General features: G+C 42.9%; 23 protein-coding genes. 17 read left to right on the forward strand and 6 right to left on the reverse strand.

What is annotated here, in order from left to right:
• Positions 1-10: 10 nt before the first annotated feature.
• Complete coding sequence (locus JWG44_RS02775) at positions 11-1,372, forward strand: proline dehydrogenase family protein (RefSeq protein ID WP_205273429.1); 1,362 nt, start codon at positions 11-13, stop codon at positions 1,370-1,372.
• Complete coding sequence (locus JWG44_RS02780) at positions 1,359-2,936, forward strand: aldehyde dehydrogenase family protein (protein WP_205273430.1); 1,578 nt, start codon at positions 1,359-1,361, stop codon at positions 2,934-2,936. Before JWG44_RS02775 ends, JWG44_RS02780 begins: the two co-directional genes overlap by 14 nt.
• On the opposite strand, the gene JWG44_RS02785 is transcribed toward JWG44_RS02780, so the two are convergent.
• Together JWG44_RS02785 and JWG44_RS02790 are read right to left on the reverse strand one after the other, a co-directional pair.
• Positions 2,914-4,293 carry a PP2C family protein-serine/threonine phosphatase gene (locus tag JWG44_RS02785; RefSeq protein ID WP_205273431.1) on the reverse strand — a complete coding sequence of 460 codons (1,380 nt, stop codon included), beginning with the start codon at positions 4,291-4,293 and terminating at the stop codon, positions 2,914-2,916. The genes JWG44_RS02780 and JWG44_RS02785 overlap by 23 nt on opposite strands.
• Positions 4,294-4,621: 328 nt before the next feature.
• Positions 4,622-5,437: a class I SAM-dependent methyltransferase gene (locus tag JWG44_RS02790; protein ID WP_205273432.1), complete on the reverse strand. Its 816-nt coding sequence runs from the start codon at positions 5,435-5,437 to the stop codon at positions 4,622-4,624.
• On the opposite strand from JWG44_RS02790, the gene JWG44_RS22425 reads away from it, so the two are divergent.
• Positions 5,436-5,561, forward strand: coding sequence for a hypothetical protein (locus JWG44_RS22425; RefSeq protein ID WP_269752187.1), 126 nt, complete (start codon positions 5,436-5,438; stop codon positions 5,559-5,561). The genes JWG44_RS02790 and JWG44_RS22425 overlap by 2 nt on opposite strands.
• Before the next feature lie 354 nt (positions 5,562-5,915).
• On the opposite strand, the gene JWG44_RS02795 is transcribed toward JWG44_RS22425, so the two are convergent.
• Positions 5,916-6,347, reverse strand: coding sequence for an acyl-CoA thioesterase (locus JWG44_RS02795; RefSeq protein WP_205273433.1), 432 nt, complete (start codon positions 6,345-6,347; stop codon positions 5,916-5,918).
• A 247-nt stretch (positions 6,348-6,594) separates the two neighbouring features.
• On the opposite strand from JWG44_RS02795, the gene JWG44_RS02800 reads away from it, so the two are divergent.
• From JWG44_RS02800 to JWG44_RS02845, 10 genes are all read left to right on the forward strand, one after another.
• On the forward strand, positions 6,595-6,990 hold the full coding sequence (locus JWG44_RS02800) for an ArsR/SmtB family transcription factor (protein WP_205273434.1): 396 nt from the start codon (positions 6,595-6,597) through the stop codon (positions 6,988-6,990).
• Positions 6,971-7,363 (forward strand): DoxX family protein, encoded by a 393-nt coding sequence (locus JWG44_RS02805; protein WP_205273435.1) that lies wholly within the window; start codon positions 6,971-6,973, stop codon positions 7,361-7,363. Before JWG44_RS02800 ends, JWG44_RS02805 begins: the two co-directional genes overlap by 20 nt.
• Positions 7,364-7,431: 68 nt before the next feature.
• Positions 7,432-7,917: an SRPBCC family protein gene (locus JWG44_RS02810; protein ID WP_205273436.1), complete on the forward strand. Its 486-nt coding sequence runs from the start codon at positions 7,432-7,434 to the stop codon at positions 7,915-7,917.
• Between the two features lie 43 nt (positions 7,918-7,960).
• Positions 7,961-8,101, forward strand: a complete 141-nt coding sequence (locus tag JWG44_RS02815) for an SRPBCC family protein (RefSeq protein WP_232371445.1) — start codon at positions 7,961-7,963, stop codon at positions 8,099-8,101.
• A gap of 12 nt (positions 8,102-8,113) precedes the next feature.
• Positions 8,114-8,662, forward strand: a complete 549-nt coding sequence (locus JWG44_RS02820) for an SRPBCC family protein (protein WP_205273437.1) — start codon at positions 8,114-8,116, stop codon at positions 8,660-8,662.
• Positions 8,659-9,168, forward strand: a complete 510-nt coding sequence (locus JWG44_RS02825) for an SRPBCC family protein (protein WP_205273438.1) — start codon at positions 8,659-8,661, stop codon at positions 9,166-9,168. The genes JWG44_RS02820 and JWG44_RS02825 overlap by 4 nt, the downstream gene beginning before the upstream one ends.
• Before the next feature lie 68 nt (positions 9,169-9,236).
• Positions 9,237-9,701, forward strand: a complete 465-nt coding sequence (locus JWG44_RS02830) for an SRPBCC family protein (protein ID WP_205273439.1) — start codon at positions 9,237-9,239, stop codon at positions 9,699-9,701.
• A 93-nt stretch (positions 9,702-9,794) separates the two neighbouring features.
• A complete protein-coding gene (locus JWG44_RS02835; RefSeq protein WP_205273440.1) occupies positions 9,795-10,349 on the forward strand; it encodes a dihydrofolate reductase family protein in 555 nt (184 codons plus the stop codon).
• Positions 10,350-10,360: 11 nt separating this feature from the next.
• The gene (locus JWG44_RS02840; protein ID WP_205273441.1) at positions 10,361-11,893 is read left to right on the forward strand and encodes an MFS transporter; all 1,533 of its coding nucleotides are present in this window, start codon (positions 10,361-10,363) and stop codon (positions 11,891-11,893) included.
• A 101-nt stretch (positions 11,894-11,994) separates the two neighbouring features.
• The gene (locus JWG44_RS02845; protein WP_205273442.1) at positions 11,995-12,180 is read left to right on the forward strand and encodes a hypothetical protein; all 186 of its coding nucleotides are present in this window, start codon (positions 11,995-11,997) and stop codon (positions 12,178-12,180) included.
• A 146-nt stretch (positions 12,181-12,326) separates the two neighbouring features.
• On the opposite strand, the gene JWG44_RS02850 is transcribed toward JWG44_RS02845, so the two are convergent.
• The 3 genes from JWG44_RS02850 to JWG44_RS02860 all read right to left on the reverse strand — a co-directional run bounded on the left by JWG44_RS02850 (position 12,327) and on the right by JWG44_RS02860 (position 15,840).
• Positions 12,327-12,869, reverse strand: a complete 543-nt coding sequence (locus tag JWG44_RS02850) for an SRPBCC family protein (protein ID WP_205273443.1) — start codon at positions 12,867-12,869, stop codon at positions 12,327-12,329.
• A gap of 264 nt (positions 12,870-13,133) precedes the next feature.
• Positions 13,134-14,141, reverse strand: coding sequence for a hypothetical protein (locus JWG44_RS02855; RefSeq protein ID WP_205273444.1), 1,008 nt, complete (start codon positions 14,139-14,141; stop codon positions 13,134-13,136).
• Between the two features lie 247 nt (positions 14,142-14,388).
• Entirely contained in the window at positions 14,389-15,840 is a 1,452-nt protein-coding gene (locus tag JWG44_RS02860; protein WP_205273445.1) for a RecQ family ATP-dependent DNA helicase, read from the reverse strand.
• A 109-nt stretch (positions 15,841-15,949) separates the two neighbouring features.
• Between JWG44_RS02860 and JWG44_RS02865 the strand changes: the two genes are divergently transcribed.
• From JWG44_RS02865 to JWG44_RS02880, 4 genes are all read left to right on the forward strand, one after another.
• Positions 15,950-19,369, forward strand: a complete 3,420-nt coding sequence (locus JWG44_RS02865) for an exodeoxyribonuclease V subunit gamma (RefSeq protein WP_205273446.1) — start codon at positions 15,950-15,952, stop codon at positions 19,367-19,369.
• Positions 19,366-22,545: a UvrD-helicase domain-containing protein gene (locus JWG44_RS02870; protein WP_205273447.1), complete on the forward strand. Its 3,180-nt coding sequence runs from the start codon at positions 19,366-19,368 to the stop codon at positions 22,543-22,545. The genes JWG44_RS02865 and JWG44_RS02870 overlap by 4 nt, the downstream gene beginning before the upstream one ends.
• Complete coding sequence (recD, locus tag JWG44_RS02875; RefSeq protein ID WP_205273488.1) at positions 22,545-24,404, forward strand: exodeoxyribonuclease V subunit alpha; 1,860 nt, start codon at positions 22,545-22,547, stop codon at positions 24,402-24,404. The genes JWG44_RS02870 and recD overlap by 1 nt, the downstream gene beginning before the upstream one ends.
• Before the next feature lie 92 nt (positions 24,405-24,496).
• A complete protein-coding gene (locus JWG44_RS02880) occupies positions 24,497-26,869 on the forward strand; it encodes a SpoIIE family protein phosphatase (protein ID WP_205273448.1) in 2,373 nt (790 codons plus the stop codon).
• The last annotated feature ends 53 nt before the right edge of the window (positions 26,870-26,922 follow it).

Raw genomic sequence — 26,922 nt, forward strand, 5'->3', positions numbered from 1 at the left:
ATAAGAATAGATGATTGCAGATTCGTCCGAAAGTATCGAACTCAAGACAAAAACCTTGGGTATGCAGATTTTCAAAGATGACGAAAGTCATTCTTCGCGTTATCTTTCCAAACATTTTTGGATCAAGGCGTTCCTAAAACTTTCCTTTCGTTACCCTAATCTCAAAGTGGAAATGTTCCGCTTTGTGGACGTTCTTCCCTCGTTAGGTTCGAAAAAAGAGATTACCGAACATTTTGTGCTCTATCTTTTAAACAAAGATACTGAAATCCCGAATTGGATCCGGCCTTTCCTTCGAACCGTATTATCCGTATTTCCCGTCTCCTACCTTTTCGGAATTTTCATTCGGACGGCGGTTCTTAGAACTTCCGGAAATTTTATCGCGGGAAAAAATTTCGAAAAAGCAAAAAGAAGGCTGCAAAACTTACGAAAAGCGGATTCAGTCTTTACTCTCGACGTATTGGGCGAGGCGGCCCTTTCCGAAAAAGAGGCTGTCGCTTATCAAAAACAATATCTCGACATCCTAAAAAGTCTGGATACTTTTGCGGGATTTGAAACCACTCGTTACGGAACCTGTCCGTTCGTAAACGTATCCGTAAAATGTTCGAGTTTGTATTCCCAAATTTCTTCGTTGGCAATGGAAGAATCCGTATCTGCTCTCAAGGAAAGACTAAGACCCATCCTGCGGCTTGCGATGGAAAAAAACTATTTCGTAAATTTAGACGCGGAACAGTACGATTATAAGGAAATTCTAATATCGCTCGCGGAAGGAATTTTTTCCGAACCGGAGTTTGAGGACTACGCTCATTTCGGAATCGTGATCCAAACCTATCTAAAGGACTCTCAAAAAGATCTAATTCGTATTTTAGAATATTCTAAAAATAGAAAGACTCCGATTACGGTCCGTTTGGTTAAGGGAGCCTACTGGGAATACGAAGTGATCCGATCCAGGGAAAAAGGTTGGGAAATTCCGGTTTTCGAAAACAAAATGGAAACGGATCTTAACTACGAAGAATGTGCGAAAATTCTCCTGGATTTTTATCCTCGGATTCTTTCAGCGTTTGCGTCGCATAACATTCGAAGTCTTTCGGCGATTCTTGCTTACGCCGAAATCAAGGAAATTCCAAAAAGGGATTTTGAAATTCAGATGTTATACGGAATGGGAGACTCCTACAAAGTTGTCTTAAAAAGGATGGGATACCGCATTCGCGAATATACGCCGTTAGGCGAAGTTCTTCCAGGAATGGCGTATCTGGTCCGAAGACTTTTGGAGAACACGTCCAATCAGGGCTTTCTCCAAAACTTTATCACCGGAAGAATGGAGTACTCCCATCTTTTGAAAAACCCCAAGGAATCAATCCATGCAAAACTTTAATAACGAACCGATTCGAGATTTTTCCAAAGAAGAAAACAGAAAATGGATTTCCGACTCGATTCAAAAAATCCGAAATAAATTTCCGATTTTTGTTCCAACGATCGTTTCGGGAAAAGAAATCAAAAATCTTTCAAAGGAAAAACATTCAAACCCCGCGAACAAAGACGAGATCACAACGGAATATTCGCTCAGCAACGCTTCCAATCTGGAAAACTCAATCCTGATTTCGAAAAAACATTTTTCCGATTGGAGCGATCGTGATCCCGCGGAAAGAATTTCGATTCTTTCGAAAGTGGGAACTCTGATCGGCGAAAACAAAGACGAACTCTGCGCGCTCATTCTTTTGGAAACCGGAAAAAACATTCCCGAAGCGGAAGCGGACGTCATAGAAGCGATCGACTTTTGCAAATACTACGCGTGCGAATATGAAAGAATTTTCCAAGGACAAAGGGTCGATCTTCCGGGCGAAGAGAATCTCTATTCTTATAAACCGAAAGGAATCATAGGAGTGATCGCACCTTGGAACTTTCCCGCGGCGATCTTGACCGGAATGTGCGCGGGGCCTCTTGTTTGCGGAAACGCGGTCCTCTTAAAACCCGCGGAACAATCTTCCGCCGTCGCCCTTTATCTTTTTCGTCTTTTTTTAAAAGCGGGAGTCCCGAGCGAAGTTTTCCATTTTTTGCCGGGTAAAGGAGAAGAGATCGGCGCGGAAATCGTAGAACATCCGGAGGTTGCGTTGATCAATTTTACGGGATCCAGAGAAGTCGGAGTTTCGATTCTCAAAGAATGCGGAAACATAAAACCCGACTCAAAAAGGATCAAACGTGCGTTATGCGAAATGGGCGGGAAAAATCCGATCATCGTCGACGGAGACGCCGATTTGGATCTTGCGGTCGAAGGGGCGCTTCACTCGGCGTTCGGATTTCAAGGTCAAAAGTGCAGCGCCCTTTCTAAACTGATCGTATTAGATTCTTGTTATGAAACTTTCAAGTCCAGATTTGTAGAGGCGGTTGCGTCCTTAAAGATAGGACCTCCTGAGATTCTTTCGGCAAAAATCGGGCCGGTTATCAACGAAGAATCGAAGCTGAGGTTGGAAAAAATCATTTCGGAACATAAAGATAAGATTCTATTTCGCGCGAATATTCCGGAAGAGTTAACGCTAAAAGGTCATTACGTTCCGCCGACGATTTTTGAAGAAAAAGATTGGAATAGCGATCTTGCGAAGAAAGAATTTTTCGGTCCTCTTGTCGCAATCTTCCGGACTAAAACATTTTCCGAGGCGATCGAAAAGGCCAACGATTCCGATTACGCTCTTACGGCGGGTCTTTATTCCCGCAACCCGGAACATATCGAAGAAGCAAAACGAAAAATCGAAGCGGGAAATTTCTATATCAACCGGGCGATCACGGGCGCGGTCGTTCAAAGACAACCTTTCGGAGGTTTTAAACTCTCCGGAGTAGGTGCAAAAGCGGGAGGCCCCGATTATCTCAAAAGTTTTTTAGAGCCGGTAACGATCACCGAAAATACGATGAGAAGAGGTTTTACGGCGGATCTGATTCAATAAACGGGGAATCGTTAGGACGATAGTCGATACAAAGAATCGCGATGTCGTCGTCGGGAGTTTTTCCTTTCATAAACTCCTCCAAATCGAACATCATAAGATCCAAAAAAGCTCCTGCGGGTTGTCTCGCGTTCGCCAAAAGAAATTCTTCAAAACAGGATTCTCCGTAATCCCTTCCCATCTTGTTTTTTGCTTCTATCAGTCCATCGGTGAAGAGTATGAGTTTATCATTCTTTTTTAATCGATGTTTCGAAGAATAATACTTCCAGTTCGGTTCGATTCCTAAGATAAACGTATTCTCGCTTTTTAATTCGTGGATCTCCGTATAATTTCCGCGAACCACCAAAGCGGGTTGATGTCCGGCGCTAGCGTACTTTAACGTTCCGTCCTTATCCAAGATACAATAAAAAGCTGTCACAAATAGATCCTGCTTTTCCAAAATTCCGCACAAGGATCGATTGACTAAACTCAGAAGCAGATCCGGTTCTTTTACATCGTGGCAGTGATTTCGAAACGCGGCTTTGGTCATCATCGTCACCAACGCAGAAGCCACCCCGTGTCCGGAAACATCGGAGATAAAAAATCCGACTTGATCGTTTCCCAGGTCGACCACGTCGTAAAAATCCCCTCCGATTTTTTCCAAGGAAAAATACTTAGCTGCGAGAATCAGATCCGGCCGTTTAATTCTTGTTAGGTCCGGAAGAGTGTCCTGTTGTAGTCTCCTCGCCAGAGTCAGATCAAGCGTCTGAACGCGGTTTAATCGCTGAATGTTCCGTTTGTGTTTTTTGGTTTCGACGAGATGACGGGTGAGCTGATTCCCCATATTGCGTACGTTTTCCGAAGCGCGCAAAAGCCAAACATGCATAAAAAAGAATACGATCAAAAAGACGAAAATCGATTTGATATGAAGTTGTAAATATTCCTGATTAAAAACGAGAAGCAATCCGAAAAAGACGAAGTAGTATGTTACAAACCAAAACGTTAGATAGACGCTCCTCGCGAGACCCAGAACGGGAAGTTGAATGCTGATCACAAAGATAAACATCACCGGAAAGTATTCGGGTGCAAGAAACGTAAAGTATCCGTAAAATGCGGGCAAAGGCAAAGAAAGAAGGAGAGACCGGTTGGCCCAGAGAAGCGCCGACCAGCGCCCGGTTATCAGTCGAAAATTGCTGTAAAGGGTGACGGCAACGGTGTATAAAAAATTGAAAACGACCCACTGCGGCTCGGGTGTAACGGAATCACGAAGATAAAAGCGTAAGACGATCCAAAAGACTACAACTCCAAAAGCTCCCTGAAGAAGGGAAAAAGTGATTTCGCTTTTCAGAGTTTTTTTCAACTGAAGAAAAAACTTATTCATATCTTCTTGAATTTCATCCTCTGATCAAAAAACTTTACTCAACTTTTCAGACTCGATTCTCGACGGGAATCAAACGATTCTAAGATCCGATTCTTAAATTCTAATCCTTAGACGAATCGACAAACGGTCTTTTAAGTATCATAAATTTTACGATATGCACTCTTTTCTTTGAGTATTGAGTTTAAAATGCACTCGAGAATCCAAGTTTGTGAAACGGTTTTTTATCTTTTCGAAGTCCATTCTAAGTTCCGCTCAAAGAGATTTCGATGAAGAAGAAGATCAAAATAAAATCTCTATTGAGGGAAATAACAAAAGGATAAAAGACGGATCAGTCCGGTTTTTTTGCGACGGCAATATAAGCTTCGGAAGAGAGGGAAATCGGGAGTTTGGTAAGTTGTGCCTCGATGTGCTCCAACATGATTCTTCTTTTTTCGTTCCAGACCGATTCTTCCATTTTGCTTTTCATCCATTGAAGCGGGGCCCCCCCTTCTATCATGGAATCTAAGAATTCTTCCGCGCCTTTCACTTCGATCGAATTGGAAAATGGAAGGATATCGATCTCTTGAAAACCGGCCGCGTCCAATTGTTCACGAAAGAATTCCGGATTTTCAAAACTGGAAACATTGGTCTGAGGTTCGGGGATTTCCGGATTCGCCTTACGAAGTGCGTCGAATAAAAATTGCATCAGGGGAGAATTTGCAACGGGAGCCCATCCGGAAACCGCCACCTTTTTTCCGGGTTTAAGAACCCGATGAATTTCTTTAAGACCTTGGAGTTTGTCCGGAAAAAACATTAAACCGAACATGGAAAAAGCGCCGTCGAATCGATTTTCAGGAAACTCCAATTTCTGTCCGTCCATCACAAAAGGAAGAACATTCTCGACGTTTGCCTCTTTCATTGCTTTCTTGAGTTGTTCTATCATCGCATCCGAAAAATCGATCGCGTAGATTTCCTTTACGGATTTAGAAAGAGGAATCGCGAGCGTACCCGGACCGGTTGCGACGTCTAAAACTACGTGATCCGATTTTAATCCGAGCAAATCCATCGCCTTAAGGGAATAAAATTCCAAGAATTGTTTTGTGGATTTTGTGTATCCTTCCGCGACTAAGGACCAAGGTTGAACGGTTGAGAGTGGATTGGACATGATTCCTATTCTTTACGCGATCCGTAAAATTTTACCAGCAAAATCCCGGATTCTTACTTTGTTTTCCTCGGAATCCGGAGGAACTAACAACGATATGACGAGAAGAATCAAATCCGATCCATAAATTATTTCCAGGTTTTGGATGAATGGAACGGCGAGACTTCCAGGGACGTTAATCTCTCGCGTCTCGATCTCCTCGGATCTTCGGACGGAAAATCCATTCTTACGTTTTTAAACTGATAAAACAAAATGAATCCCGTGTGGAAGATTTTGTTCTTCGGTTTTGGACGATTGTGATTCGTTTTTCGAAAAATGAGAATTCTTCCTATATTTTGTCTCCGAGGAAATGGAAGTCCGATTGCAAGCCTCTTTTTGATGCAATCGTTTTGTCGGGACAACTAAGAGGATTCACGTTCCCGGGAAATTTTATTTTGTATCCCATTCAAAGTAGGAACTCCCAAAAAAAGGGACTCTCTTTCTATTCGGAAGAAACCGGACTCATTTCGAATGCCTTTAACAATTCATCCGAATACTTCCAAGGTCTTTTTTTGGTAAAATCAAACAAAATACAAAGGGAAAGAGAATCGCAAGCGACCTTTTCGTCGGATTTTCGAATGAGTTTCTGAAAGATTTTACAACGAGAACCCTGAAATTCTCCAAAACGCGTAGTCACGAGAATCGATTCCGGATATCGAATCTCCGCTTTATAATCCGTTTCGGAGCGAAGAATCATCGGGCCAATGTTTGCCTCTTTCATCTTAGAATAACCGAAACCGGCTTCTTCGAGAGCGATCATTCTCCCTTCGTGTAAATAAACCTGAAAATTCCCGACATTCAAATGCCCGTTTGGGTCGCACTGACTCCAAAGCACAGGAATCTCATATCGAAACTCTCTCGAAATCAAACTCATAAACTTACTCCATTTATAATCCAGTATTCATAAAACAGAAGGAATCGTTCTGTTTCCAGAAGAATATTAGTTTGATATAAAATTATCAATTTGTCCGTAAAACTTTAGAAACCGGTGGACATTTCGATTTCCAGAGGTTATTCTTTGCTCCTCTCATTTCCCGGTCTTTTTTTCCCGTTTTTTTTTCGGCAATCGGTTGACAAACCTTGCCTTAAGGGATAATTTAACCTAAAGGTTAATTAACCATATGGTTCAACAAGAAGCTACAGAAGATCATCTCAGCCTTACATTTGCGGCTCTGGCCGACCCTACGCGGCGAAAGATTTTAGCCACGCTCCGTTATGGGGATATCACCGTGAAGCAACTTGCAGAACCCTTTGCCATGAGTCTTCCCGCGATTACCAAACACTTAAAGGTTTTGGAAAGAGCAGGACTGATTTCCCGCGGCAAGGAGGCACAATGGAGACCTTCTCGTTTAGAAACGGGGCCCTTAAAAGAAGTGGCTGATTGGATCGACGAATACAGACAAATCTGGGAAGCCAGACTGGATCGGCTGGATGAGTATTTGCGGGAACTCCAGCAGATCGAGAAAAACGAACAAACAAATCAAAGGAAATTCGACAATGAACAAGGAAAAAATTAAAACTATCATCTATTGGGTGGTGACCGTCCTCGTCGCAGCAAACTACGCGTTTGCCGCATACGCATATACGGTGCAGGGACCGGAAGTCGTGGAAGGTATGTCTAAACTCGGTTATCCGCTCTACTTCGTGACTCTTCTCGGAGTTTGGAAACTCCTCGGAGCCATTGCAATCAGCGTCCCTAAATTTCCTCTCGTCAAAGAATGGGCTTACGCGGGTATGTTTATCAACCTCACCTCAGCGTCCATTTCCAACGGTATTTCCGGCTTTGAAACCGTTCATATCGTTATGCCTCTCGTTGGTCTTGTGTTAGTCGCTCTTTCCTGGGCGCTTAGACCCGAAAGCAGAAGACTTCCCGGAGTCTGGAGTTTATAAGAATATTCGAATCTATTCGGAACCTCCGCAAAAAAAGAAAACTTAAGAATTCCAAAAGGATCGATGCAATGACAAAAAATAATCAGACTTTAAACGAAATCGTTATCACAAGAATTTTCGACGCGCCGAGAGAACTCGTTTTCAAAGCGTGGACGGAACCGGAACATTTGATGCGCTGGTGGGGACCGAAAAATTTCACTTCCCCCGAGTGTAAAATCGACTTTCGTATCGGCGGAAAGTATGTCTTCTGCATGCGTTCTCCCGAAGGCCAAAACTTTTGGACCACCGGAGTCTTTCGCGAAATCGTAATCCCGGAGAAGTTCGTTTACTCGGATTCATTTGCCGACGACAAGGGAAATCCGGTTCCGGCTTCGCATTACGGATTTCAGGGAGAATTTCCCGACGAAACGACCGTCTCTCTTACATTTGAAACGGTCGACAACAAGACAAAACTTACCTTGAGACATATCGGACTCCCTGCGGGAGAGATCAGCGAAATGACCAAGGTTGGTTGGAACGAGATGATCGATAAACTTAACGAAAGTTTAAAATAGATTTTTTTGTCACTGTCGATTCGGAATCGGCGCGGAGTAAACTATGAACGGACCTTACAATCACAAATCGAACACGGCGGATCGTGAAATATCCGCCTCACGCGTGTTTGACGCACCAAGGGAATTGGTCTGGACCGACCCGAATCACATCGGTAACTATATTACAAAGTTCGCAAACTCATAAACGGAGAATTTTATGTCTATGTTAAAACTCATTCTACTTTCCATCGTCGGTCTTTTGATCGTCGTCACCGTGATCCTTCTCGTAATCGCGAGCACAAAACCGGACGATTTTCGTTATCAAAGATCGATCTCTATCCAAGCGCCGCCTGAGAAAGTGTTCCCTTTGATCAACGATTTTCGCACATGGGCAAAATGGTCCCCTTGGGAGAACGTGGATCCTTCCATGAAAAAAACTTACAGCGGTCCGGCAAACGGAGTCGGTACGATCTACGAATGGGATGGAAACAAAAACATCGGAAAAGGCCGTATGGAAATTACGAACTCGAACTCTCCTTCTAAGATCACGATTCAACTCGACTTTATCGCTCCCTTTGAGGCTCACAACACCGCGGAGTTCACCTTGGACAAAAAGGGCGATTCGACTCAGGTGACTTGGGTCATGTTTGGAAAAAATCAGTTCATTTCAAAGGTGATGGGCTTGTTCTTAAATATGGATGAAATGATCGGAAAACAATTCGAAACCGGCTTAAACAATCTAAAAACGATCGGCGAAGGCAAATGAGCGAAAAAAGTAACATTATAATTCCTGAATTTACTTATTCACGGACCTTCGACGCTCCGCGTAAACTCGTCTGGAAAGCATGGACGGAGCCTGCAAGACTCGCCGAGTGGTGGGGACCGAAGGGGCTTACGATGGGCGTCACTAGTCTGGATCTGAAACCGGGCGGCTTGTTTCATTACAGCATGAAAACTCCGGACGGACAGATCATGTGGGGAAGATTCGTTTATAAAGAAATCTCTCCTCCCGAAAAACTTATCTATGTGGTCTCCTTTTCGGATGAGAACGCGGGTATGGTTCGTCATCCGATGGCCGAAGGATGGCCTTTGGAAATGCTCAATACGGTTACGTTTACGGAAGAAAAGGGAAAGACGATTATCAACCTGAAAGGATCGCCTATCAATGCGACGGCCGAAGAAATCAAGATTTTCGGAGACAACTTCCCGTCGATGAATCAGGGATTCGCCGGAACGTTGGATCAACTCGAAACGTATCTGTCAAAACTATAAATTAGGAAAACGGAATGTGGGTCGTTCAAATACTTTTCCAAGGAGGCCCGCTCCAGGAGAATCATACTATGAAAAAAAACGAACAACTTTCGGCGACGATCGGAGAAAAGGAAATCGTAAGCAGAAGGATATTCGACGCGCCCAGAGATCTGGTTTTCAAGGCTTGGACCGAGCCTGAACATCTAAAACTCTGGTGGGGGCCCGAAGGATTTACGAACACGTTTCACGAATTTGATCTAAGGCCGGGAGGCAACTGGAGATTTGTGATGCACGGACCGGACGGAACCGACTATGAAAATCATAGCGTTTTTGTTGAGATTCTCAAACCGGAACGAATCCTATTCGAACACGTATCGCAACATCACTATGTAGCTACGATTCATTTTGAAGAAGTAGGAGATCAAACCCAGGTCGACTTTAAAATGGTGTTCGACACTTCGGAAGAATTCGATAGGGTCAAAAAATATATCGAGGTAGGAAACGAACAGAACTTCGACAGATTGAAAGGAGAACTCGCAAGAATGGCCGGCTGATCCTTCTGCGAAAAAATCCCTATACATCGAGTCGACGGATATGTTCCGAAATATATTAAAATTCCTGAATAAACCAAAAATCAAAAAAGAGATATGAGAAAGATTATTTTTCAAATGATGGTCTCCGTGGACGGATATTACGAAGGACCGAACAAGGAAATCGATTGGCATGTCGTGGACGATGAATTTAACGAATACGCTTTCGATTTTCTAAATCAACTCGACACACTAATATTCGGAAGAATCACCTATGAACTGATGGCGAACTATTGGCCGACGGAAGAAGCTATCAAAAATGATCCTCTTGTAGCGAATAGAATGAACGAAATCGAAAAGGTTGTAGTCTCCCGGACTCTCACAAATCCGAAATGGAAGAATTCCAGAAGGATACAAGGAAATCCCGAAGAGGAAATCCGAAAAATCAAACAACAACCGGGAAAAGATATTGCGATCTTCGGAAGTTCCGATCTGGCTCTTTCTTTGATACGGGCCGGATTGATCGATGAGTTCAGAATTCTTATAAACCCGGTTCTTTTAGGAAAAGGAAAACCTTTGTTTTTAGGTTTACCGAACTCATACAAGCTAAAACTGAAACAAACAAGAATATTCAAATCCGGCAATATACTTCTGAGTTATCAGCCGGTTTAAGAAAAAATAAAATGAATCAGACAAACACAAACTCGAACCTCGCCGGAAAAAAAGAATGGATCGGTCTTGCGGTTATCGCACTGCCCTGTCTTCTTTATGCGATGGATCTTACAGTTCTTTATCTCGCCGTTCCGCATTTGACGGAGGATTTAAAACCGTCCGGCTCTCAACTTCTTTGGATCGTAGATATCTACGGTTTTTTAGTAGCGGGCTTTTTGGTAACGATGGGGACTTTAGGAGACCGTATCGGCAGAAGAAAACTTCTTATGATCGGAGCGTTTGCCTTCGGCGTTGCGTCCGTTCTCGCAGCATTCTCTAAAACCGCGGAGATGTTGATCGCGACACGAGCACTGCTCGGAATTACCGCGGCCACTTTAGCGCCCTCAACTCTATCATTGATCCGTAATATGTTTTTGGACTCGAACCAGAGAACCTTTGCGATAGGAATCTGGGGAACAAGTTTTTCCATCGGAGGAGCCATCGGTCCTTTGATCGGAGGACTGTTACTCGAACATTTCTGGTGGGGATCCGTATTTCTTTTGAGCGTCCCGGTTATGATTCTACTTTTAATCGTCGGACCCAAACTTTTACCGGAGTTCAAGGATCCGAACGCAGGAAGTTTGGACATCCTAAGCGCGGTTCTTTCGCTTGTATCGGTTCTATCGATCATCTTCGGATTAAAACAAGTAGCGGAACATGGATGGGGAATCGTCTCCTTTCTTTCGATCGCCTTAGGGCTGTTTGTCGGAGCGCTTTTTATCCGAAGACAAAAACGATTACCGGATCCTATGATCGACCTTGAGTTGTTTAAGGTTCCGGCTTTCAGCGCGGCGCTCATCGCAAACAGTCTCACGATTTTTGTAGGCTTGGGAAGTTTTCTTTTCTTGGCACAATACCTTCAACTTGTACTCGGCTTATCCCCGATGGAAGCGGGGCTCTGGACCTTGCCGTCCGCAGCCGGAAACGTCGCGGGTTCGATGACTGTCCCGGTGCTCGTAAGAAAAATACGACCCGTCTTTGTCGTCGCGGGAGGTTTGATTTTGACCGTGATCGGAATGTCTCTCTACTCTCTCGTCAACGAACAAACCGGTTTGGCATACGTCGTCGTCGGTTCGGTCATTCTTTCCTTAGGAATTTGTTCCGTAGTCATTATCGGAACGGACATCATCGTCGGCTCCGCGCCGCCTGAAAAAGCGGGAGCCGCCGCATCCATCTCCGAAACCGGAGCCGAGTTCGGAGGTGTACTCGGAATCGCGGTTTTAGGAAGTATCGGAACCGCCGTTTATAAAAATCAAATGAAAGGAATCCTACCGGAAGGGATCACTCCGGAATCGGCGGAGGCGGCTCAGGGCACGTTAGGCGCAGCAGTGGCGATCGCGAAAGAATTGCCGGAACATTTAGGGCATTCTCTTCTCATCCCGGCCAAACAGGCGTTTACCGAATCATTTCAGTTGGTTTCAGTACTTTGTGCGGCCATCGCTTTAGTTTTGGCGATCACGGTGATCGCCTTACGTAAAAGTTTGGGAAAAGGAGAAGAGGCATGAATCCGGACCGTACAATAAAAGTCGGATCGTTTTTCCGCGGATCTCAAAAAACAGAGAGCTCAAATTCCAAACCGTCCTTGATATCGGTCTAAGAAAAAAAAATGAAAGCAGAAATAGAAATAAAAACTTCGAATGTTCTTTCGAAAGATTCTTCCTTTCAAAAAAAGGAAACGGGAAGGATTTTGTTTCATCCGGCTCTTTTAAAAAACCAAAAACGAACGGTGAAAAACTCCGAAATAGAAATGAAAGAGGATTACATTTCTATGATACAATCGCTTTTGTTTTAAACGAATTGAAATTCTAAGGTTCAATACGTTCTTTCTAAATCTAAAAGATAACATTTAAAGAAGCGACTTGTCTTCAAAAAAGTGCGGAAATCGTTTTAAAAAGAGAACATGCTTTCCACTTTAACGAGGAAAGCTAATCAGAATACTTACTTTTCTAGATTCGTCTTTAAGTTCTTTAGACTTTCATCCATGTTATCAATGATTTCTTTTTGCTGGTCCAAACAAACGTTCAGGATAAAACTGATCACAGTCATTGGAAACGACATACGGTCGAACATTCCCAAGGAAACTTTTGTCTGGTTTTCTCCGACGGCTTTGGTCGTAATGTAAGAAGTAAAACTTGCTTCGAAAGGTTTTTTAAAACGAAGCTGAGTTTCCAATTTTTCACCGTCGACGATCTTGACAATTTCCTCTTCGGCGGTTCCGACCTCCGGATTCTCGCTTTCCCAAGAACTCGTAAAACCGACGGTTCCGTCGATTCCTTTAAATTCTTTTTTCATCTTAGGATCTTTTTTCGACCAAGCGTTCCATTGTTCGTGATTTTTTAAGAATTTGATCTGGTCAAAAACCTGTTTGTTAGGTTTGTTGATTACGATTTCTCTTTCTATTTGAAAATCTTTCGGCGCAATCAGAGCGAGAACCACGACGAGCGCAACCAATCCGCCGGCGATGTATAATAAAATCTTCATATTCCATTCTCCCTTTTTGATCAATCGAATCTTACTGCAAATCGATTGTAAACGTAAAAAACGTTCTTTTGAGACGAAATCATCCGGATCAAATTCGATACGATCGTTAAAAGGTCCGAGACTCGTTGAAAAAATCCAAAAGGAGAATCCATAATTCGAGAATCATTCCGTAAAATTGAGAAACCTGCTCCTGTAACCCGGACCGAAAAAAACGTTAAAGGCACATTATATTCTAAAATTAGAATGTAATGTGCGATTGCCGAGTTAAAAATTTAAGGATTGGATTCTTTTCACCAGTTCTTTGGGTTTTACCAATTCCCATTTAGGAACGAGTTTTTCTTCCTGTCCTACGGTCGCCTCTTGCGTCCAAATCTGCCACCGACTAACTCCGGATCGTTTCAGAGCGAAGAGGATCGTTTTTTCCCCCGGGGGAAGATTTGGGAAAACGACACGATTGGAAGCGTCCTTATACGCGGGCATCACAGAACGGATCGAAGGAATGATCAATCGATACGAGGTTTCGTCCTCCCCGGAAGGATAAGCCGCTTCCACGTTCAGGGAAACCAAACGTGTTCCCATATATAGGAATCGATCACAGTTGATCCAACCGAGCGTTAAGATAGGAAAATAAACCGGCTTTGCCTTCCCGGATACGACTAAAACCTCTTCCGAAAAACGCATTTCAACTCTATCGTTCGGTTGTGTCGAAGTTTGATACTTTGCCAACGAAGGTTGAGTCGGTTCCAACTCCGATTTTGACACGTTAGTCGGTCTCGCCGCTTCCGTAGACCAATCTACGATTCCTTCCTTTGTCCGGTTTCCGTAAAAGACTTGAAAACCGGGTTCGATCTTTCCGGAAAAGGAAACTTTCGGAGGATTTTTGGGGTTCACATTCGCCTTGACTCCGGATTCTACGAACGCGTTTAGAAGAATCATCCCCTTTGTCTGAATCGGACGCCCAAGCGAGGCGGTGGTCAAACCGGACAGAAGAATATCTTCACTTTTATAATATTCAGAAACTTCAATACGAACTGCTGCGGTCAGAATAGGATTCCCATCGGCGTCCACAAGGCTTCCGCCCGGAAATTGAATCTTAGTTCCTTCGTCCGCTTCGATTTCGGAATCTTTTTTAGGATCGATCACGAAGATTTGAGTAGGTTTGTAACGGGAGGAATCGATCCATTCATAACGTTGTGTGGAAATCAAACGCTCCCAGCTCGCACAATTGAGAATCGTAATAGAAAGAAGAATCCAAAAAAACCGAACGATCATATACACCTCTATTTCTAATTGGTATCGGGCCCGATCTTAAGACAGACAAACAATCTCTCAAAAAGGTGTCGATAAAAATGAAATTTATTTCCACAAGATAAAAAGAAAACACCGAGTGACCGTAAACCGGGAACTTTGGAGTAGAACGTCAACCTTTTTTGGATCGATTTAATTGTTCCGACAAACAAGTTCTTTCGAGAAAAATACTTGCTTCGAACTCAAGGTTCGACTGGGAAAAAAGGCGAGTTCAAAGAATCGATCCGCGCCCCGGAAGACAAACGTCGCAGTTTCCGCAGCCTGGGAAGATCGTATCAAAATACTCGTATACGAATTCTCTTCTACACTTTTCCGATTTAAGATAGAGGAGCATCTGATACAAACGTTTGAGGCTTGTTTTCTTTTTTAAATCCAATAACTCCGGCGAAACAAGCGCGTCCGGCAAAGGCTCTCTCAATCGTAAAGAATTTCTTTCCAATTCTCCGGAGGTGACTCCGTGTCTTTCAAAAAGATTGAGAACCGTCTGAAGACGGTGATCTCCCCGGTTTTTATGAACAACCCTGGCCTGCAATTCTTCGTATGTCAGAGAAGACAATTTGTCTCCGAGGTGCTGCATCGCCTGAAAAACCCGTCCGATAAAAACTTCGTCCGGATTTTGCCATTCGATAAATTCCATCAATACCGTAAGATCGTCTTGGATATAAAATACGTGACAATCGGAAGGATTTCCGTCTCTTCCTGCGCGACCGATTTCCTGATAATAACTTTCTAAGGAGGAAGGTAATTCGGCGTGAATGATCGTTCTTATATTCGGTTTATCCACACCCATCCCGAACGCATTGGTCGCAAGAAGAATCGTTTCATCCGATTTAAGAAACTGATTTTGTACACGTTTTCTCTGATCCGGAGCCAACTGACCGTGATAGATTCGATGAGGAATTTTTTGTATATCGAGTTTCTCGCTAAACTTTTCTATATTCTTAATTAGATTAAAATATACGATCGTACTTTCTTTTTGTGTTCTTAAAAGATCCACAATCGCTTCCATCTTGGAAGGTTCGTCCACAAAAGTACGAACGTCTAAAAATAAATTCGGTCTACAGATCCCTTCGTTATAAACTTCGATTTCAGATTCTTCCAATCCTATCTGACGAACGATGTCTTTCTGAATTTCGGCGGTTGCGGTTGCGGTTAACGCAATCGTCGCGGGTTTATGAAGAATCTCCCTGAACTCGGAAATCTTAGTATAATCGGGCCGAAAATCATGACCCCACTGGCTGATACAATGCGCTTCGTCGATCGCAAGCAAAGAAACCTTTCTTCCTTGGAGCGCGTCCAAAAATGCCCGTTTACGAAATCTCTCGGGAGAAACATACAAGATCTTATACTTACCTCGTTTTAGATCTTCATAACTCCGAATTCGATCTTCCTTTGAAAGGGAGGAATTGATAAAAGCGGCGTCGATCCCCAGGGTTTTTAATTTGGAAACCTGATCCTGCATAAGCGCGATCAACGGAGAAATGACGATCGTCAATCCTTCCATCGCCAGAGCGGGCAACTGATAACAGATCGATTTACCCATTCCCGTCGGCATGATGACGAGACAATTTTTTCCGGAAAGAACGTCGGATATGATCTTTTCTTGCGAAGTTCTAAAAAAGGAAATACCAAAAAAAGTTTTGAGTTCGGCGACTGAAGGCATTCAGATTACATTCTTCTATCGATCTTTGAGAGCAAGAGAAAATGTAATTACTTGCCATCTCGCCGAATTCTTAGAATGCTCGTAAATCCGGGACCAAAAGAGGAAACGTTTGCCAGTTACTCATATCACAAGTCTATCGCTCGAAGATCTCGCAGTCGAACTTTCAAAAAACATCCTCGTCGAAAGGAAAAATTCTCCCTTACGCGCTCCCGTGATCGTGATTCCCAGCACGAATATGAAACTCTGGTTGAATCTCAATCTTTCCCGTATCGGCGGACTTACGGCCAATCTTCGTTTTTTATTTTTAGAAAAGGCTTTTGAAGAATTTTTTCTAAGAAGGGCCGGTTTGGATTTTGATAAGTTTCATCGAACGTTCCCGAGTCAAGAAACCAATCAAAGAAAAATTCTTACCTATCTGATCGAAAATAAAGACCGAAAAGAAATCCGATTTCTACAATCTTATCTACGGAGTATTCCCCGCGCGTTTTCGCTCAGCTCAAAACTGACTTCGCTTATCAAAGATTACGAGTTAAATCGATCGAGTTGGATTTCTTCCTGGGCAAAAGAAAAAGGAATCGAAATTCCTTCGATTTCACACCGTCCTTCTCCGTCTCCAAAAGAAGACGAATACTATCTTTTTCAAAAGGAACTCTATCAAAACGTTTTTCTCAGTTCGAAAGAACCGGCGACCTTGGTGCAGTTTCTTCTGAAAGAAGCTCAAAAAAATCCCAAATTTTCTCCGAAGGAATTTCCTTCTCTTCATCTTTTTTGTTTATCCAATCTTTCGGACACTTATTTGGGAATCTTAGAATCCCTTTCCAAACGGGATCAACTTCCGATCTATCTCTATCAATTTCATACGGGTGAAAAGAAAAATCATCACGAACCGTTCGGTCCTCAGCGTTGGTCCGTTCCTCAAGTTCATCTCGCAGGAAGAATGGGAAACGTCGAAGGGAGCTTGTCCAAACATCTTGAAACTTTTTCTTCCTTTCCTCCGAAACTAAACTCACTCAGAAGTTTGTTGGATGGAAAACAAAAACCGGCGCAGGAATCCGAAATCGTATCGGATACATCGGTGCGTTTTTGGAACGCGCCTTCCGCCTATCGTGAAATGGAAGCCGTTGCAAACGATATCCTCTATAAAATGAGTCTAAATTCAAAGTTAACGTATTGGGATTTTGCGATCCTTGTAACGGATATGAGAATTTATCGGCCCGCCGTCGAATGGGTGTTTGACGGCGGAATTCTTTTACAAAGTTCTCAAAACGGAAAGACGATCGACCCGCTTCCGGTCCGCAAAAAGATTCCTTATTCTCTCACTGATATCAAGGCAAACGACGCTTCGTTACTGTATCGAGGGTTGATCAGCGTTTGGGAAATTTGCTCAAGTCTCACGGTCGAAAAAAAAAGTCTCCTTAGTTTGTTTAGAAATCCCCTTTTACAGACAAGACTTCGGATCGATTCCCAAACGATTCTCGATCTGGAAAATCTGATCGATTTAAGCGGAATGATCTATGAAGAAGAAGGACGCGAAGCCGATTCTTTTCAGATCTCAAACGGTATGAGAAGAATTCGGTTGTCTTCGATTCTTTCGAAAGAAACAGCCTGGACAAAATACAAAATTCCGCCGATCGATCTCGAATCTGACGAAAACTCTTTTTATCTTTCGACGTTCTGGGAAACCGTCGTGAGGATTAAAAAAAACGTCCTTTCCGTTTATAAGGACAAACACAAGGAATGGACCCGGGAATACTTTAGAATATTAAGGAATTCTTTAGAAGAACTTTTTGAGTTTTCCGAAGAACACGAACAGGAGGGAAAACTTTTTTTCGCCTGGTTGGAATCCCTATACGAATGGGAGGGAGTCCGAGTAGAAAACGAAAAGGACGGAGTCGCGCTCCTCAAGTTCGTCACCGAACAAACCTTCGATCAGATTCCGTATCGAAAAGGCGCTTATCTAACCGGAGGAGTTACGATTTCCCTCTTACAACCGATGCGTCCGATTCCCTTTAAACATATTTTTATTCTCGGATTGGGAGAAGGAAAGTTCCCGGGAAACAACGATCGTTCACAACTCAATCTCAGAAAAGATCTCAAAGAAGAATGGGATATTTCCCGAAGAGAAATACAAGAATCCTTATTATGGGAAACGATTCATTCAGCAAAAGAATCGCTAACCTTGAGTTATGTGGGAAAAAATCTTCAGGAAGACAAAACTTTCGAACCGTGTTCTCATTTTTTCGAGATTATGGAATTCTTCGGAATTCGGGAAACTATCCAAATTCCGCTACATTCGTATAGTATAAAATACAAACATACCAAGGAGGAATTGGGGCAAGGCCTAGTGAGTTTCGACTTCGCAAGAACCTGGGTCAACGGAGATCGGAACGATCAAAATCTACTCGGCCGTTTTCAAAATCCGGACGATTTAAAAAAGAATTCAATAACCCCGTCGATAGGCGAGATCGATCTTCGGGAGATTTCGCAATTTTTGAGCGACCCTCTGGACACGTATCTTAAAAAGAAATTAGGGATGTATTTGGACGAAGAGGAATCGGTTGAAACGGAAGGAGAACCGTTCGACCTGGATGCAATCGCCCAAGCAAATATATTAAAAAAAATGCATGCGGTTATGATGCCGAGTCTTGTTTCAAAAGATCCGTGGGCTTGGAACGAAAAAACGATTTTATCGGCTTTGATTCCTATCTTAGAATTGGAAAAACGATCGGCGCGATTTCCTCAGTCGGTTTTCGGTAAAATCCAGGAAGCCGATCTTCTGGGATATCTTCGTCTTACAAACGAACTCCTCGCGGGTTGGAAACCTCTCTTTCAAGGCGGAACATATTATTCTTATCTGAGTCTGGGAGACACGGGTTTACCCGAAGAACTTTGTAAAAAATTCCCCGAGCTGAACATATCCTTACAATCCGGCAAAACTTTAAAGATCAAAGGAGAATGGGAACACGTGGTGGAAAAAGACGGCGTTCTCTATTGGCTTTTTCCAAAAAGCCTCGAAGACAAACCCACCGAAAACTTTTACGGCTACAAAGACTACTGGAAGGTGATGAGTTTTCCTTTTCTTACCGGCGTCGCCTTTTCCGCATTAGGTGAAAATTTTAAAATTTATTCCTTCAAGGCCCGTCCTTCCGAAGACTCAAAAAAGAAAAACTTTCTTCCGATCCAATATATACCGGAAGAATTTTCCCAAGGAAAAGAATACTTTCGGAAGATAGCGGAACTCTATCTACGGGAAGAACCCGTTTTTTTTCCGAGAAAGGCGTTTCTCGGATACTACGTAAAAAACATACAGGGAAACACGGGAAAAAAAACGACGCCGGATAACGCGGCAAAGTTCGACGATGAAACGGCGTGGAGAAATTATCTCAAAGAGGAATTGGATTCCGTCAAAGAAAATCTTTCTTCTCTCGTAAAACTTTATCGTCAAACGCCCGATCTGATTTTGAGTTCGGAGATTCGTTGGGCTAAGGACTTTTACAAACCTTTTTTGGATTGGAAGAGAGATCTATGAGCGGACAAACAACGCGTCCTTATAAATTAAAATCCAGCTTTATAGAAGCCTCCGCGGGGACGGGCAAAACTTATACGATCATGGAGATCGTAGGCGATCTGATCCAGGAACATAAAATTCCTCTTACGAACATTCTGATTCTTACTTACACCGAAAAGGCCGCCGGCGAATTGAAGGAACGGCTTCGAAAAAAATTGCTCCAGTCCGATCTTACCAAAGAAGCAAGGGAGCTCGACCAAGTTACGATTTCAACTATACACGGATTTTGTAATATGATTCTCCAGGAATATCCGGTGGAGACGGAATCTCCTTCCAATTGGATCCTAACCGAAGCAAAAGAAAGACTAAAAGCGGCGATGTATCGGCTTCAACACGAAGAATGGAAGAACTATGTGAATCCGAACGAATTGGAATCCTTACTTTCAGAATCCGATTTTTTGGAAAACAGAGACCGGATTCTTTCCGCCGGGGCAAAACTTTTAAGCGGAAAAAAATATCCGTATAACAACGATTCTACGCCTTTCTCCCCGGAAAACTTTCTTCAGAAGACCGCGCTGATTGCAAAAAAAATGGTGGAAGAAGAATTCAAGGACGGGGAATGGATGAGTTACGATCAGATGATTCTGAAAACGAGAGATTCTCTGAAAAATCCGTTTCTAAAAAAAGCGCTTCAGAACAGATATCAAATCGGAATTTTGGACGAGTTCCAGGATACGGACGCCGTACAATACGAAATTTTTTCACGGTTATTTTTGGATCCGAGCCCGCAAGATTCGCAAAGAGCTTTATATCTCATCGGAGATCCGAAACAATCGATCTACGGTTTCCGTGGCGCCGACATCGGAACTTATTTGCGCGCAAAAAAAGAACTCAAAACGATTCAAGCCGAGGAAATCCCGCTCGACGTAAACTATCGATCCGTTCCGGAACTCATACAAGGTTATAACGAAATCTTCGGAGGTAAAACCGGAGATCCAAGTTTTTTCCCGATCATAGAAAAAGGATTCGAATCACAACCGATTCTTTACTCGAACGTAAAACATCCCGAAAAAGACGATAAGGTCCGCCTCAGCCCTCGGCACAACAAAGGACCGATTCAGATCGTCCGTTTTCAAGGAAGAGAAACTTGGAAGAATGACGAGGCCAGAATCGCCTGGGGACAATTTATCTCGGAAGAGATTTTAAAACTCGTTTCTTCCGAAAATTCTTTTTCTTACGAAACCTACGATGAACGTTCGAAAACGTTTCAGGAAAAAAGAATAAACTTTAAAGAGATCGCGATCCTAGTCAAAAGTAAAGCCGAAGGGAAGCTCGTCGAACAGGCGTTAAAGCTTCGAGCGATTCCATGTTCGTTTTACAAACAGGAAGGAATCTATCAATCGCCCGAATCGATTCAAATACGCAATATATTGGAATGTCTTCTTGATCCGAATAAACCGTCTTCGTATCGAAAACTGCTTTTAGGAGATTTGTTTCAGGTCCATCCGAATCATCTTCCTTACTTCGACGAACATTCCATCGATTCCTATGAAAAATCGATCCTTGACCGTTGGAAAGTATTGGCGATGGAACGGAAGTTTGCGGAACTCTTTCGCTCCATCGAAGAGGATAGTAGGATCTTTCTGACAGAAGAAAAGACCGACATCGCGTGGGAAAGAAAAAGAACCAACTATAGACAGATCTTTCGCAAACTTCTTCAATTTCAAATCGCCAATCAGGCGGGATTGGAGGAAGTATTAGAAGAATTGAAACAACTTCAATCCGAAAAAAGAAACGAAGAGGAATTGCCCCTTTTCGAAAAAGAAACCGAAAAGGACGCGGTTCAAATCCTAACCTTACACGCATCCAAAGGTTTGGAATGGTCCGTCGTATTCTTATTCAATCTTTCCGGAAATTTCACGCCGGAAGTGTACGATTATCCTTTTGTGGATTCCGAAAACGATCGAACTTGGAAGTTGAGTCTTTGGGATAACGAAGAAGAAGGAAAAATTAGCAAAGAAGAATATTCTAATCAAAACCTAAACGAAAACAAACGACTGCTCTACGTCGGCATTACGCGGCCCAAGGTCAGATTGTATCTTCCTTTTTTCACGCCGCTTAACAATTGGAAGACGAGGGATTCCGCCTATTTCAAAATTCTTTATCCGAGACTCCAAGCGATTTTGGAAAACGAACCCGATCAAAGATTTTTTCAATCGCTCTCGTGGACTCCGCGATCTCCCGATAGTATGGATCAAAACATTCTTACGGAAACCCTATCGCCGGAAGTTATTTTTACTCCCTTAGTTCTGCAGGAATCCTATTCTCCAAAGACCGTCTGGATCCACAGTTATTCCTCTTTAAAGTCAAAGGCGAATGTCGCGTTAGACGAACAGCCTTTGTCCGTTTTAGAAGGGAAGAGTCTTTTTAAATCCGACGAAATCGAAGATTCTCCCTTGGAAACGGAAGACACACTTCCGTCTTCCGCAGCTACGGGCTCTTTTTTACATCTTCTTTTGGAAGAATTAGACTTTTCCCTTTTTGAAACCGAGACTTCGAAAGAACCTCTAAAAAACGATCGTGTCGTTTCTAGAATGGACTTTCATCTGGATTATTTTCAACTTTCGAAAACAAAACAGAAAGATACCGAGTTGGAAAAAGAACTCTATAAAAGAAGGGCCTGCGAAATTCTCTGGAACTCACTAAACGCGAAAATCACCTCTTGCAATCGGACTTCGTTTCGTCTGTTGGACATTCCGAATGAGAAAAGAATTTCAGAGATGGATTTTCACTTGGACTTGGATCCGCAACGGAGCGGTCCGGGAAATTATTTAAAGGGTTCCATCGACCTTGTTTTTGAATTTGAAAATCGATTTTATCTCGCTGACTACAAATCCAACCTTCTTGACGACTATTCTTTGTCCTCATTAAAAAGGAGCATCGAAAGTCCGGAAAGCAGATACGATCTGCAAAGGGATATCTATGCGATGATTCTTTTCGAATATCTAAAAAGTCTTTTCGGAGAAAAGGAAGCGTTTCAAAAACTCGGCGGAGTCTTTTACTTTTATCTCAGAGGAATGAAACCCGAAGAGGAAAAAGGAATTTATTCCGACTTTGATTGGTCCTTGAAAAGATTAAACGAAATCAAGGACAACGTTTTCCTTTTGACGAATCAGAATTGGGAGGACTTTCTATGATGGAAGAATCCTTCTCGTCCTGGACTACAAAGTTAAAGGAAGATATCCTTCTTCTTACGGAACTGGAATCCAAAAAGAAAACGGACACGAAACGTTCCGAAGAAAACTCGACGGTTTTATTAGAAATATTGAATGAACTATGGAAAGCCGGAGAAGACGGAAATTTATGCGTTCCGATCCGAAAAGAATGGAAGGATTTTCTCAAAACAAAACCTCCCGCTTTGGTCGTTGAAAAAATCGGGAACGCCGAATGGCTTTTTTTCGAAAAGACGTTCCGAACCAAAACCGAACTCGAAATTCTTCTTCAAGAAATCATAAGAGAAAACATCCAACTCAAACCCGATTTAGGGAAGGCGGAACAAATTCTCAAAAATCTAGAATCCAAAAGTTTCCCTCTCAAAAAAGGTCAGGTCCGATCTATCATCTCCTGTCTTTCCTCTTCGTTTCAAATCATAAGCGGCGGTCCGGGAACCGGAAAAACGACCGTGGTCGCATTCTTATTAGAAATTCTGAATAAACTCGGAGAACTTCCAGCTCCGGAAGAGATAGCGCTCGTCGCGCCGACCGGAAGAGCCGCCCAAAGATTAACGGAGTCCCTTCAGGAAAATCTCAAAAAAATTTCCATCTCGGAACACAATACGTTTCTGAGAGGGCAAACGATTCACGGTCTTCTTTCCTACAAACCGTCGTTAGGCGGATTCTATTACAATCGGGAACGCTATCTTCCCCACCGATTGATTATCGTCGACGAAGTTTCGATGGTGGATTTGAATCTGATGCTCTCCTTGTTTCAGGCATTACCGAAAAAATCTTCGTTCCGTCTGATTCTCATAGGAGATCCGAATCAGCTTCCTTCGGTGGAAAAGGGCGCCGTGTTAAGCGACTTCCTCGCTGTATTAGAATCCGAAAAAGGGACTTACGTTTCCAAACTCGAAGAAAGCAATCGCCAGAAGAAAAACTCCCGGGGAGAAGTTTCTAAAATCGTCACACTCGCGGAGGAAATTCTAAAGTATGTTCCTGAAAATTTGAATCTTGGAACAAAAATCGACGAGACGTTTCCGAAAACTAAGAACATTGGAGACGATATTGTTTACGAAAGTCAGGTCGTCTGGTTGCAAAATCCTTCCAAAGCGGATCCGAATGTTTTATCTAGAGACGAAGTAGTTGGACAACTCTGGGAAAAAATTTTTTTACCGCAAATCACGCGAATTGCACTTTGGAAAATCGAGGACGGGACCGAATTGACGGACATCGATTTTATCGGAAAGTTTCAAAAAGAGCTCGGAAGATTCCGTTGTCTTACGGTCTTTCGAAACGGATATTGGGGTGTGGAATCGATTCAATCTAAGATTATGAATCTTGCGGCGCAGGATCTTTACGGAAGAATTACGTCCTCCGCTTCTCAAATTTTTTTTCCTAAAAGACTCGCAAAACGTCTCTACTTCGTCGGACTCCCCATTCTGATTACACAAAACGACAAGAGTCGAAAATTATTCAACGGCGATATCGGAATCGTTCTCAGGATGGGAGACACGGGAGAATTGAGAGCGGTTTTTCCGATCGACAATCGACTTTATCCTTTCGCATTGGACACACTTCCGGAACACGAGCCCGCGTTCGTAATGAGCATTCACAAAAGCCAAGGCTCAGAATATGAGACAATTCTAATTTACCTTCCAGACAGCGCAGAGTCTGCGGAATCCAATTCTCATAAATTGCTCACTCGCCAGGTTCTTTATACCGGACTTACGCGGGCAAAAAATCAAGTCGTCCTTGCGGGAAATCCGCTGACATGGGAACTCGGAATTGAAAACTCTCAAAAAAGAAACACCGGATTTCGTGTGAATCAAAATCGATAGATTTTTTTATATGAAGGATTCGATTACAAGAAAATAGATTTCTTTTATAAAAGGATTGCGAATTCCCCCTTTTTATATTATGAAGGAGCGTCATGAATCGGCGCTTTGGTAGAAAGATTCCACATTTTGTTTTTTGGATTTCCATTTTTGGATGGATTCTTTTTCACGCCCATTGCAAACCGATCGCGGACTCCAACCCGAAAGCAAATAAAGGGGTTTTGATTCTTTCGAACGATCTTCCTACGGAAAATAAAATTTTTCCATTGGAAGGGGAATGGGAATTTCAAGAAGGTTTTGAAAGAAAGCAATCCGTCGATTTTATATCGGTTCCCGGTTTTTGGGAAAACAGCGAAGTGCCCGCTTTTAAAGATAAAGCCTTCGGAGCCGCGACCTACAGACTCAAAGTAATCGGTCTGAAGCCCGGAGAATATGCGATCAAATTCCATGAAATCCACAACGCCTATAGGGTCTTTATCAACGGAAAAATGCTCTTAGAATTCGGAAGACCTTCGCAAAATCCGGAAACCGAAGTAAGGAGAATCGGAAAACCCATAGTTCACTTCCTCGTCGAAAACGATAAAGTCCCTCTCGAAATCATATTAGAAGTTTCGAATTGGTTTGAAGCGGTTGGAGGAATTCGAAGGACGCCCGAGCTCGGAAATTTTCAGACCGTATTGGCCATCGATAAGACAAAGAGAAAACTGGACTTTCTTACGTTCGGCGCCCTCCTCTTTTTCGGATTTTCCAGCTTCTTTTTTTATCTTTTAACAAAGGAAGAATCGTCTTCCATCTATCTTTCGCTTGTCTGTGCTACCTTGGGTTTAAGGATATTTTTTACGGAAGAACACTATATCTTTGAAGCCTTCCCTAACTTTCCTCCCTTGCTCGAATTCAGAATCGACCAAGGCAGTTTGTTTTTTCTTGCCGCCGTTTTTTTAAGTTATATCCGTTCCCTATTTCCGAACGAACTCAAAACATTACTCTATCGTATTTTAGTGATTCCTAATTTTCTCATGCTCGGAATTTTTTGGATGTTCCGGGGAAAAATACTGGAATCTCTTTTCGAAGCCTATCTCATCTTTATGTTTCTTCTCATCGTTGTCGTCTTTGTCGTAATGATACGGGCGGCTTTGCACAAAAGAACGGGTTCCTTCGTATTCTTAATATCCTGTCTTCTCCTTTTATTCGGCGCCTTAAACGATACTCTTTCGCGTCTGGGATTGATCCCGACTCCTTATATCGTACCTTATACTTTTTTGTTGTTTATCGCGTTCCAATCGGTTTTAATTTCGATTCGTTATAGAAGCCTTTTAAAATTTACGGATTCTCTCAATCGGGAGCTTCAAGTTAAATTCAGAGCCATCTCGGCTTCGATTCAGGAAGCGATTCTCGTATCGGACGTTTCCGGAAAAATTCTTTTTTGGAACGAAGGCGCCGTGAAAATTTTCGGATGGGAAGGGGAAGAAATACTCGATTCTCCATTGGAAAGAATTCTTCCCGAAAGAATCCGAAACAAACACAAGAAGGCGTTTACAAGATTTTTTACGTCCGGAAGAAAGAACAATCCTTCTCAGACGATCGAGATGGTCGGTTTAAAAAAAGATAATACCGAATTTTCCTTAGAACTCTCTCTCACACATTGGATCCTGGAAAAAGATCGGTATATCGGGTTGATCATCCGCGACGTCACTCAGAGAAAGAATCTTGAATCGCAGAGAGACAAGGCTCTCAACCTTCTTCAATCGGACCTCCACACGGCCGAAAAATTGCAGAAGTCCATGTTCCCGAATCCTCGCACTCAAGATTGGCCTTTTGTCTGGTCGGTTTTATATCTTCCTATGGGACCGATCGGAGGCGATCTCTATGACATTCGAAAGACCAAAAACGGTTCTTGGAGATTTTTTATCGCCGACGCAACCGGACACGGAACACAAGCGGCGCTTTTGACGATGGCGATCAAGGCCGACTATGATACGGTGGAAGAGATGGATTCGCAACCGGGAATCATATTAGAACAATTGAATCAAAAGATTCATCCTATGTTTCACAATTTGAATTCCCTTTTTACGGCTTTTATTCTGGACTGGGATCCCAACTCGGGCAAAATTCAGTACGCTTCCGGAGGACATCCGGAACAAATCATTCTTACCGAAAACACGAAGATCACATTGCCGAAAACGGGTCCGATCCTCGGTTTGAAAGCTTCCGCGAAGTTTCAGACTCGGTCGTATCGGTTCGATTCTCCAATTCGTCTTTTTCTCTTTTCGGACGGAGCATTCGAAGTATTTGATAAGAATCTAATGCAGCTTTACGGAGAAGAGCGATTTCATTCTTATCTACACGAGAACTCGCAAACCCCGATCTCTGAAATTCTGGATTCTCATTTGAAAAGCCTTTATCTTTTTAGGGAATCTCAAGAGTTGATGGACGACCTCACTCTTCTTGCGATCACTTTGGGGGAATGAATACAAGTTCTTTCTCTGTGTGGTTTTCGAAATCCTGCTGGGCTGGAAAATAG

Origin of the sequence: Leptospira ainazelensis (genome assembly GCF_016918785.1) — a bacterium.
Lineage (GTDB): Bacteria > Spirochaetota > Leptospiria > Leptospirales > Leptospiraceae > Leptospira > Leptospira ainazelensis.

Excerpts from the sequence above, each read along its gene's own strand:
- JWG44_RS02785 (WP_205273431.1), bottom strand. The coding sequence starts at position 4,293 with ATGAATAAGTTTTTTCTTCAGTTGAAAAAAACTCTGAAAAGCGAAATC.
- JWG44_RS02870 (WP_205273447.1), top strand. The coding sequence starts at position 19,366 with ATGAGCGGACAAACAACGCGTCCTTATAAATTAAAATCCAGCTTTATA.
- JWG44_RS02775 (WP_205273429.1), top strand. The coding sequence starts at position 11 with ATGATTGCAGATTCGTCCGAAAGTATCGAACTCAAGACAAAAACCTTG.
- JWG44_RS02795 (WP_205273433.1), bottom strand. The coding sequence starts at position 6,347 with ATGAGTTTGATTTCGAGAGAGTTTCGATATGAGATTCCTGTGCTTTGG.
- JWG44_RS02835 (WP_205273440.1), top strand. The coding sequence starts at position 9,795 with ATGAGAAAGATTATTTTTCAAATGATGGTCTCCGTGGACGGATATTAC.
- JWG44_RS02815 (WP_232371445.1), top strand. The coding sequence starts at position 7,961 with ATGAACGGACCTTACAATCACAAATCGAACACGGCGGATCGTGAAATA.
- JWG44_RS22425 (WP_269752187.1), top strand. The coding sequence starts at position 5,436 with ATGATTCCTATTCTTTACGCGATCCGTAAAATTTTACCAGCAAAATCC.
- JWG44_RS02850 (WP_205273443.1), bottom strand. The coding sequence starts at position 12,869 with ATGAAGATTTTATTATACATCGCCGGCGGATTGGTTGCGCTCGTCGTG.
- JWG44_RS02840 (WP_205273441.1), top strand. The coding sequence starts at position 10,361 with ATGAATCAGACAAACACAAACTCGAACCTCGCCGGAAAAAAAGAATGG.
- JWG44_RS02880 (WP_205273448.1), top strand. The coding sequence starts at position 24,497 with ATGAATCGGCGCTTTGGTAGAAAGATTCCACATTTTGTTTTTTGGATT.
- JWG44_RS02820 (WP_205273437.1), top strand. The coding sequence starts at position 8,114 with ATGTCTATGTTAAAACTCATTCTACTTTCCATCGTCGGTCTTTTGATC.
- JWG44_RS02800 (WP_205273434.1), top strand. The coding sequence starts at position 6,595 with ATGGTTCAACAAGAAGCTACAGAAGATCATCTCAGCCTTACATTTGCG.
- JWG44_RS02860 (WP_205273445.1), bottom strand. The coding sequence starts at position 15,840 with ATGCCTTCAGTCGCCGAACTCAAAACTTTTTTTGGTATTTCCTTTTTT.
- JWG44_RS02810 (WP_205273436.1), top strand. The coding sequence starts at position 7,432 with ATGACAAAAAATAATCAGACTTTAAACGAAATCGTTATCACAAGAATT.
- JWG44_RS02790 (WP_205273432.1), bottom strand. The coding sequence starts at position 5,437 with ATGTCCAATCCACTCTCAACCGTTCAACCTTGGTCCTTAGTCGCGGAA.
- JWG44_RS02825 (WP_205273438.1), top strand. The coding sequence starts at position 8,659 with ATGAGCGAAAAAAGTAACATTATAATTCCTGAATTTACTTATTCACGG.
- recD (WP_205273488.1), top strand. The coding sequence starts at position 22,545 with ATGGAAGAATCCTTCTCGTCCTGGACTACAAAGTTAAAGGAAGATATC.
- JWG44_RS02855 (WP_205273444.1), bottom strand. The coding sequence starts at position 14,141 with ATGATCGTTCGGTTTTTTTGGATTCTTCTTTCTATTACGATTCTCAAT.
- JWG44_RS02780 (WP_205273430.1), top strand. The coding sequence starts at position 1,359 with ATGCAAAACTTTAATAACGAACCGATTCGAGATTTTTCCAAAGAAGAA.
- JWG44_RS02830 (WP_205273439.1), top strand. The coding sequence starts at position 9,237 with ATGAAAAAAAACGAACAACTTTCGGCGACGATCGGAGAAAAGGAAATC.
- JWG44_RS02845 (WP_205273442.1), top strand. The coding sequence starts at position 11,995 with ATGAAAGCAGAAATAGAAATAAAAACTTCGAATGTTCTTTCGAAAGAT.
- JWG44_RS02805 (WP_205273435.1), top strand. The coding sequence starts at position 6,971 with ATGAACAAGGAAAAAATTAAAACTATCATCTATTGGGTGGTGACCGTC.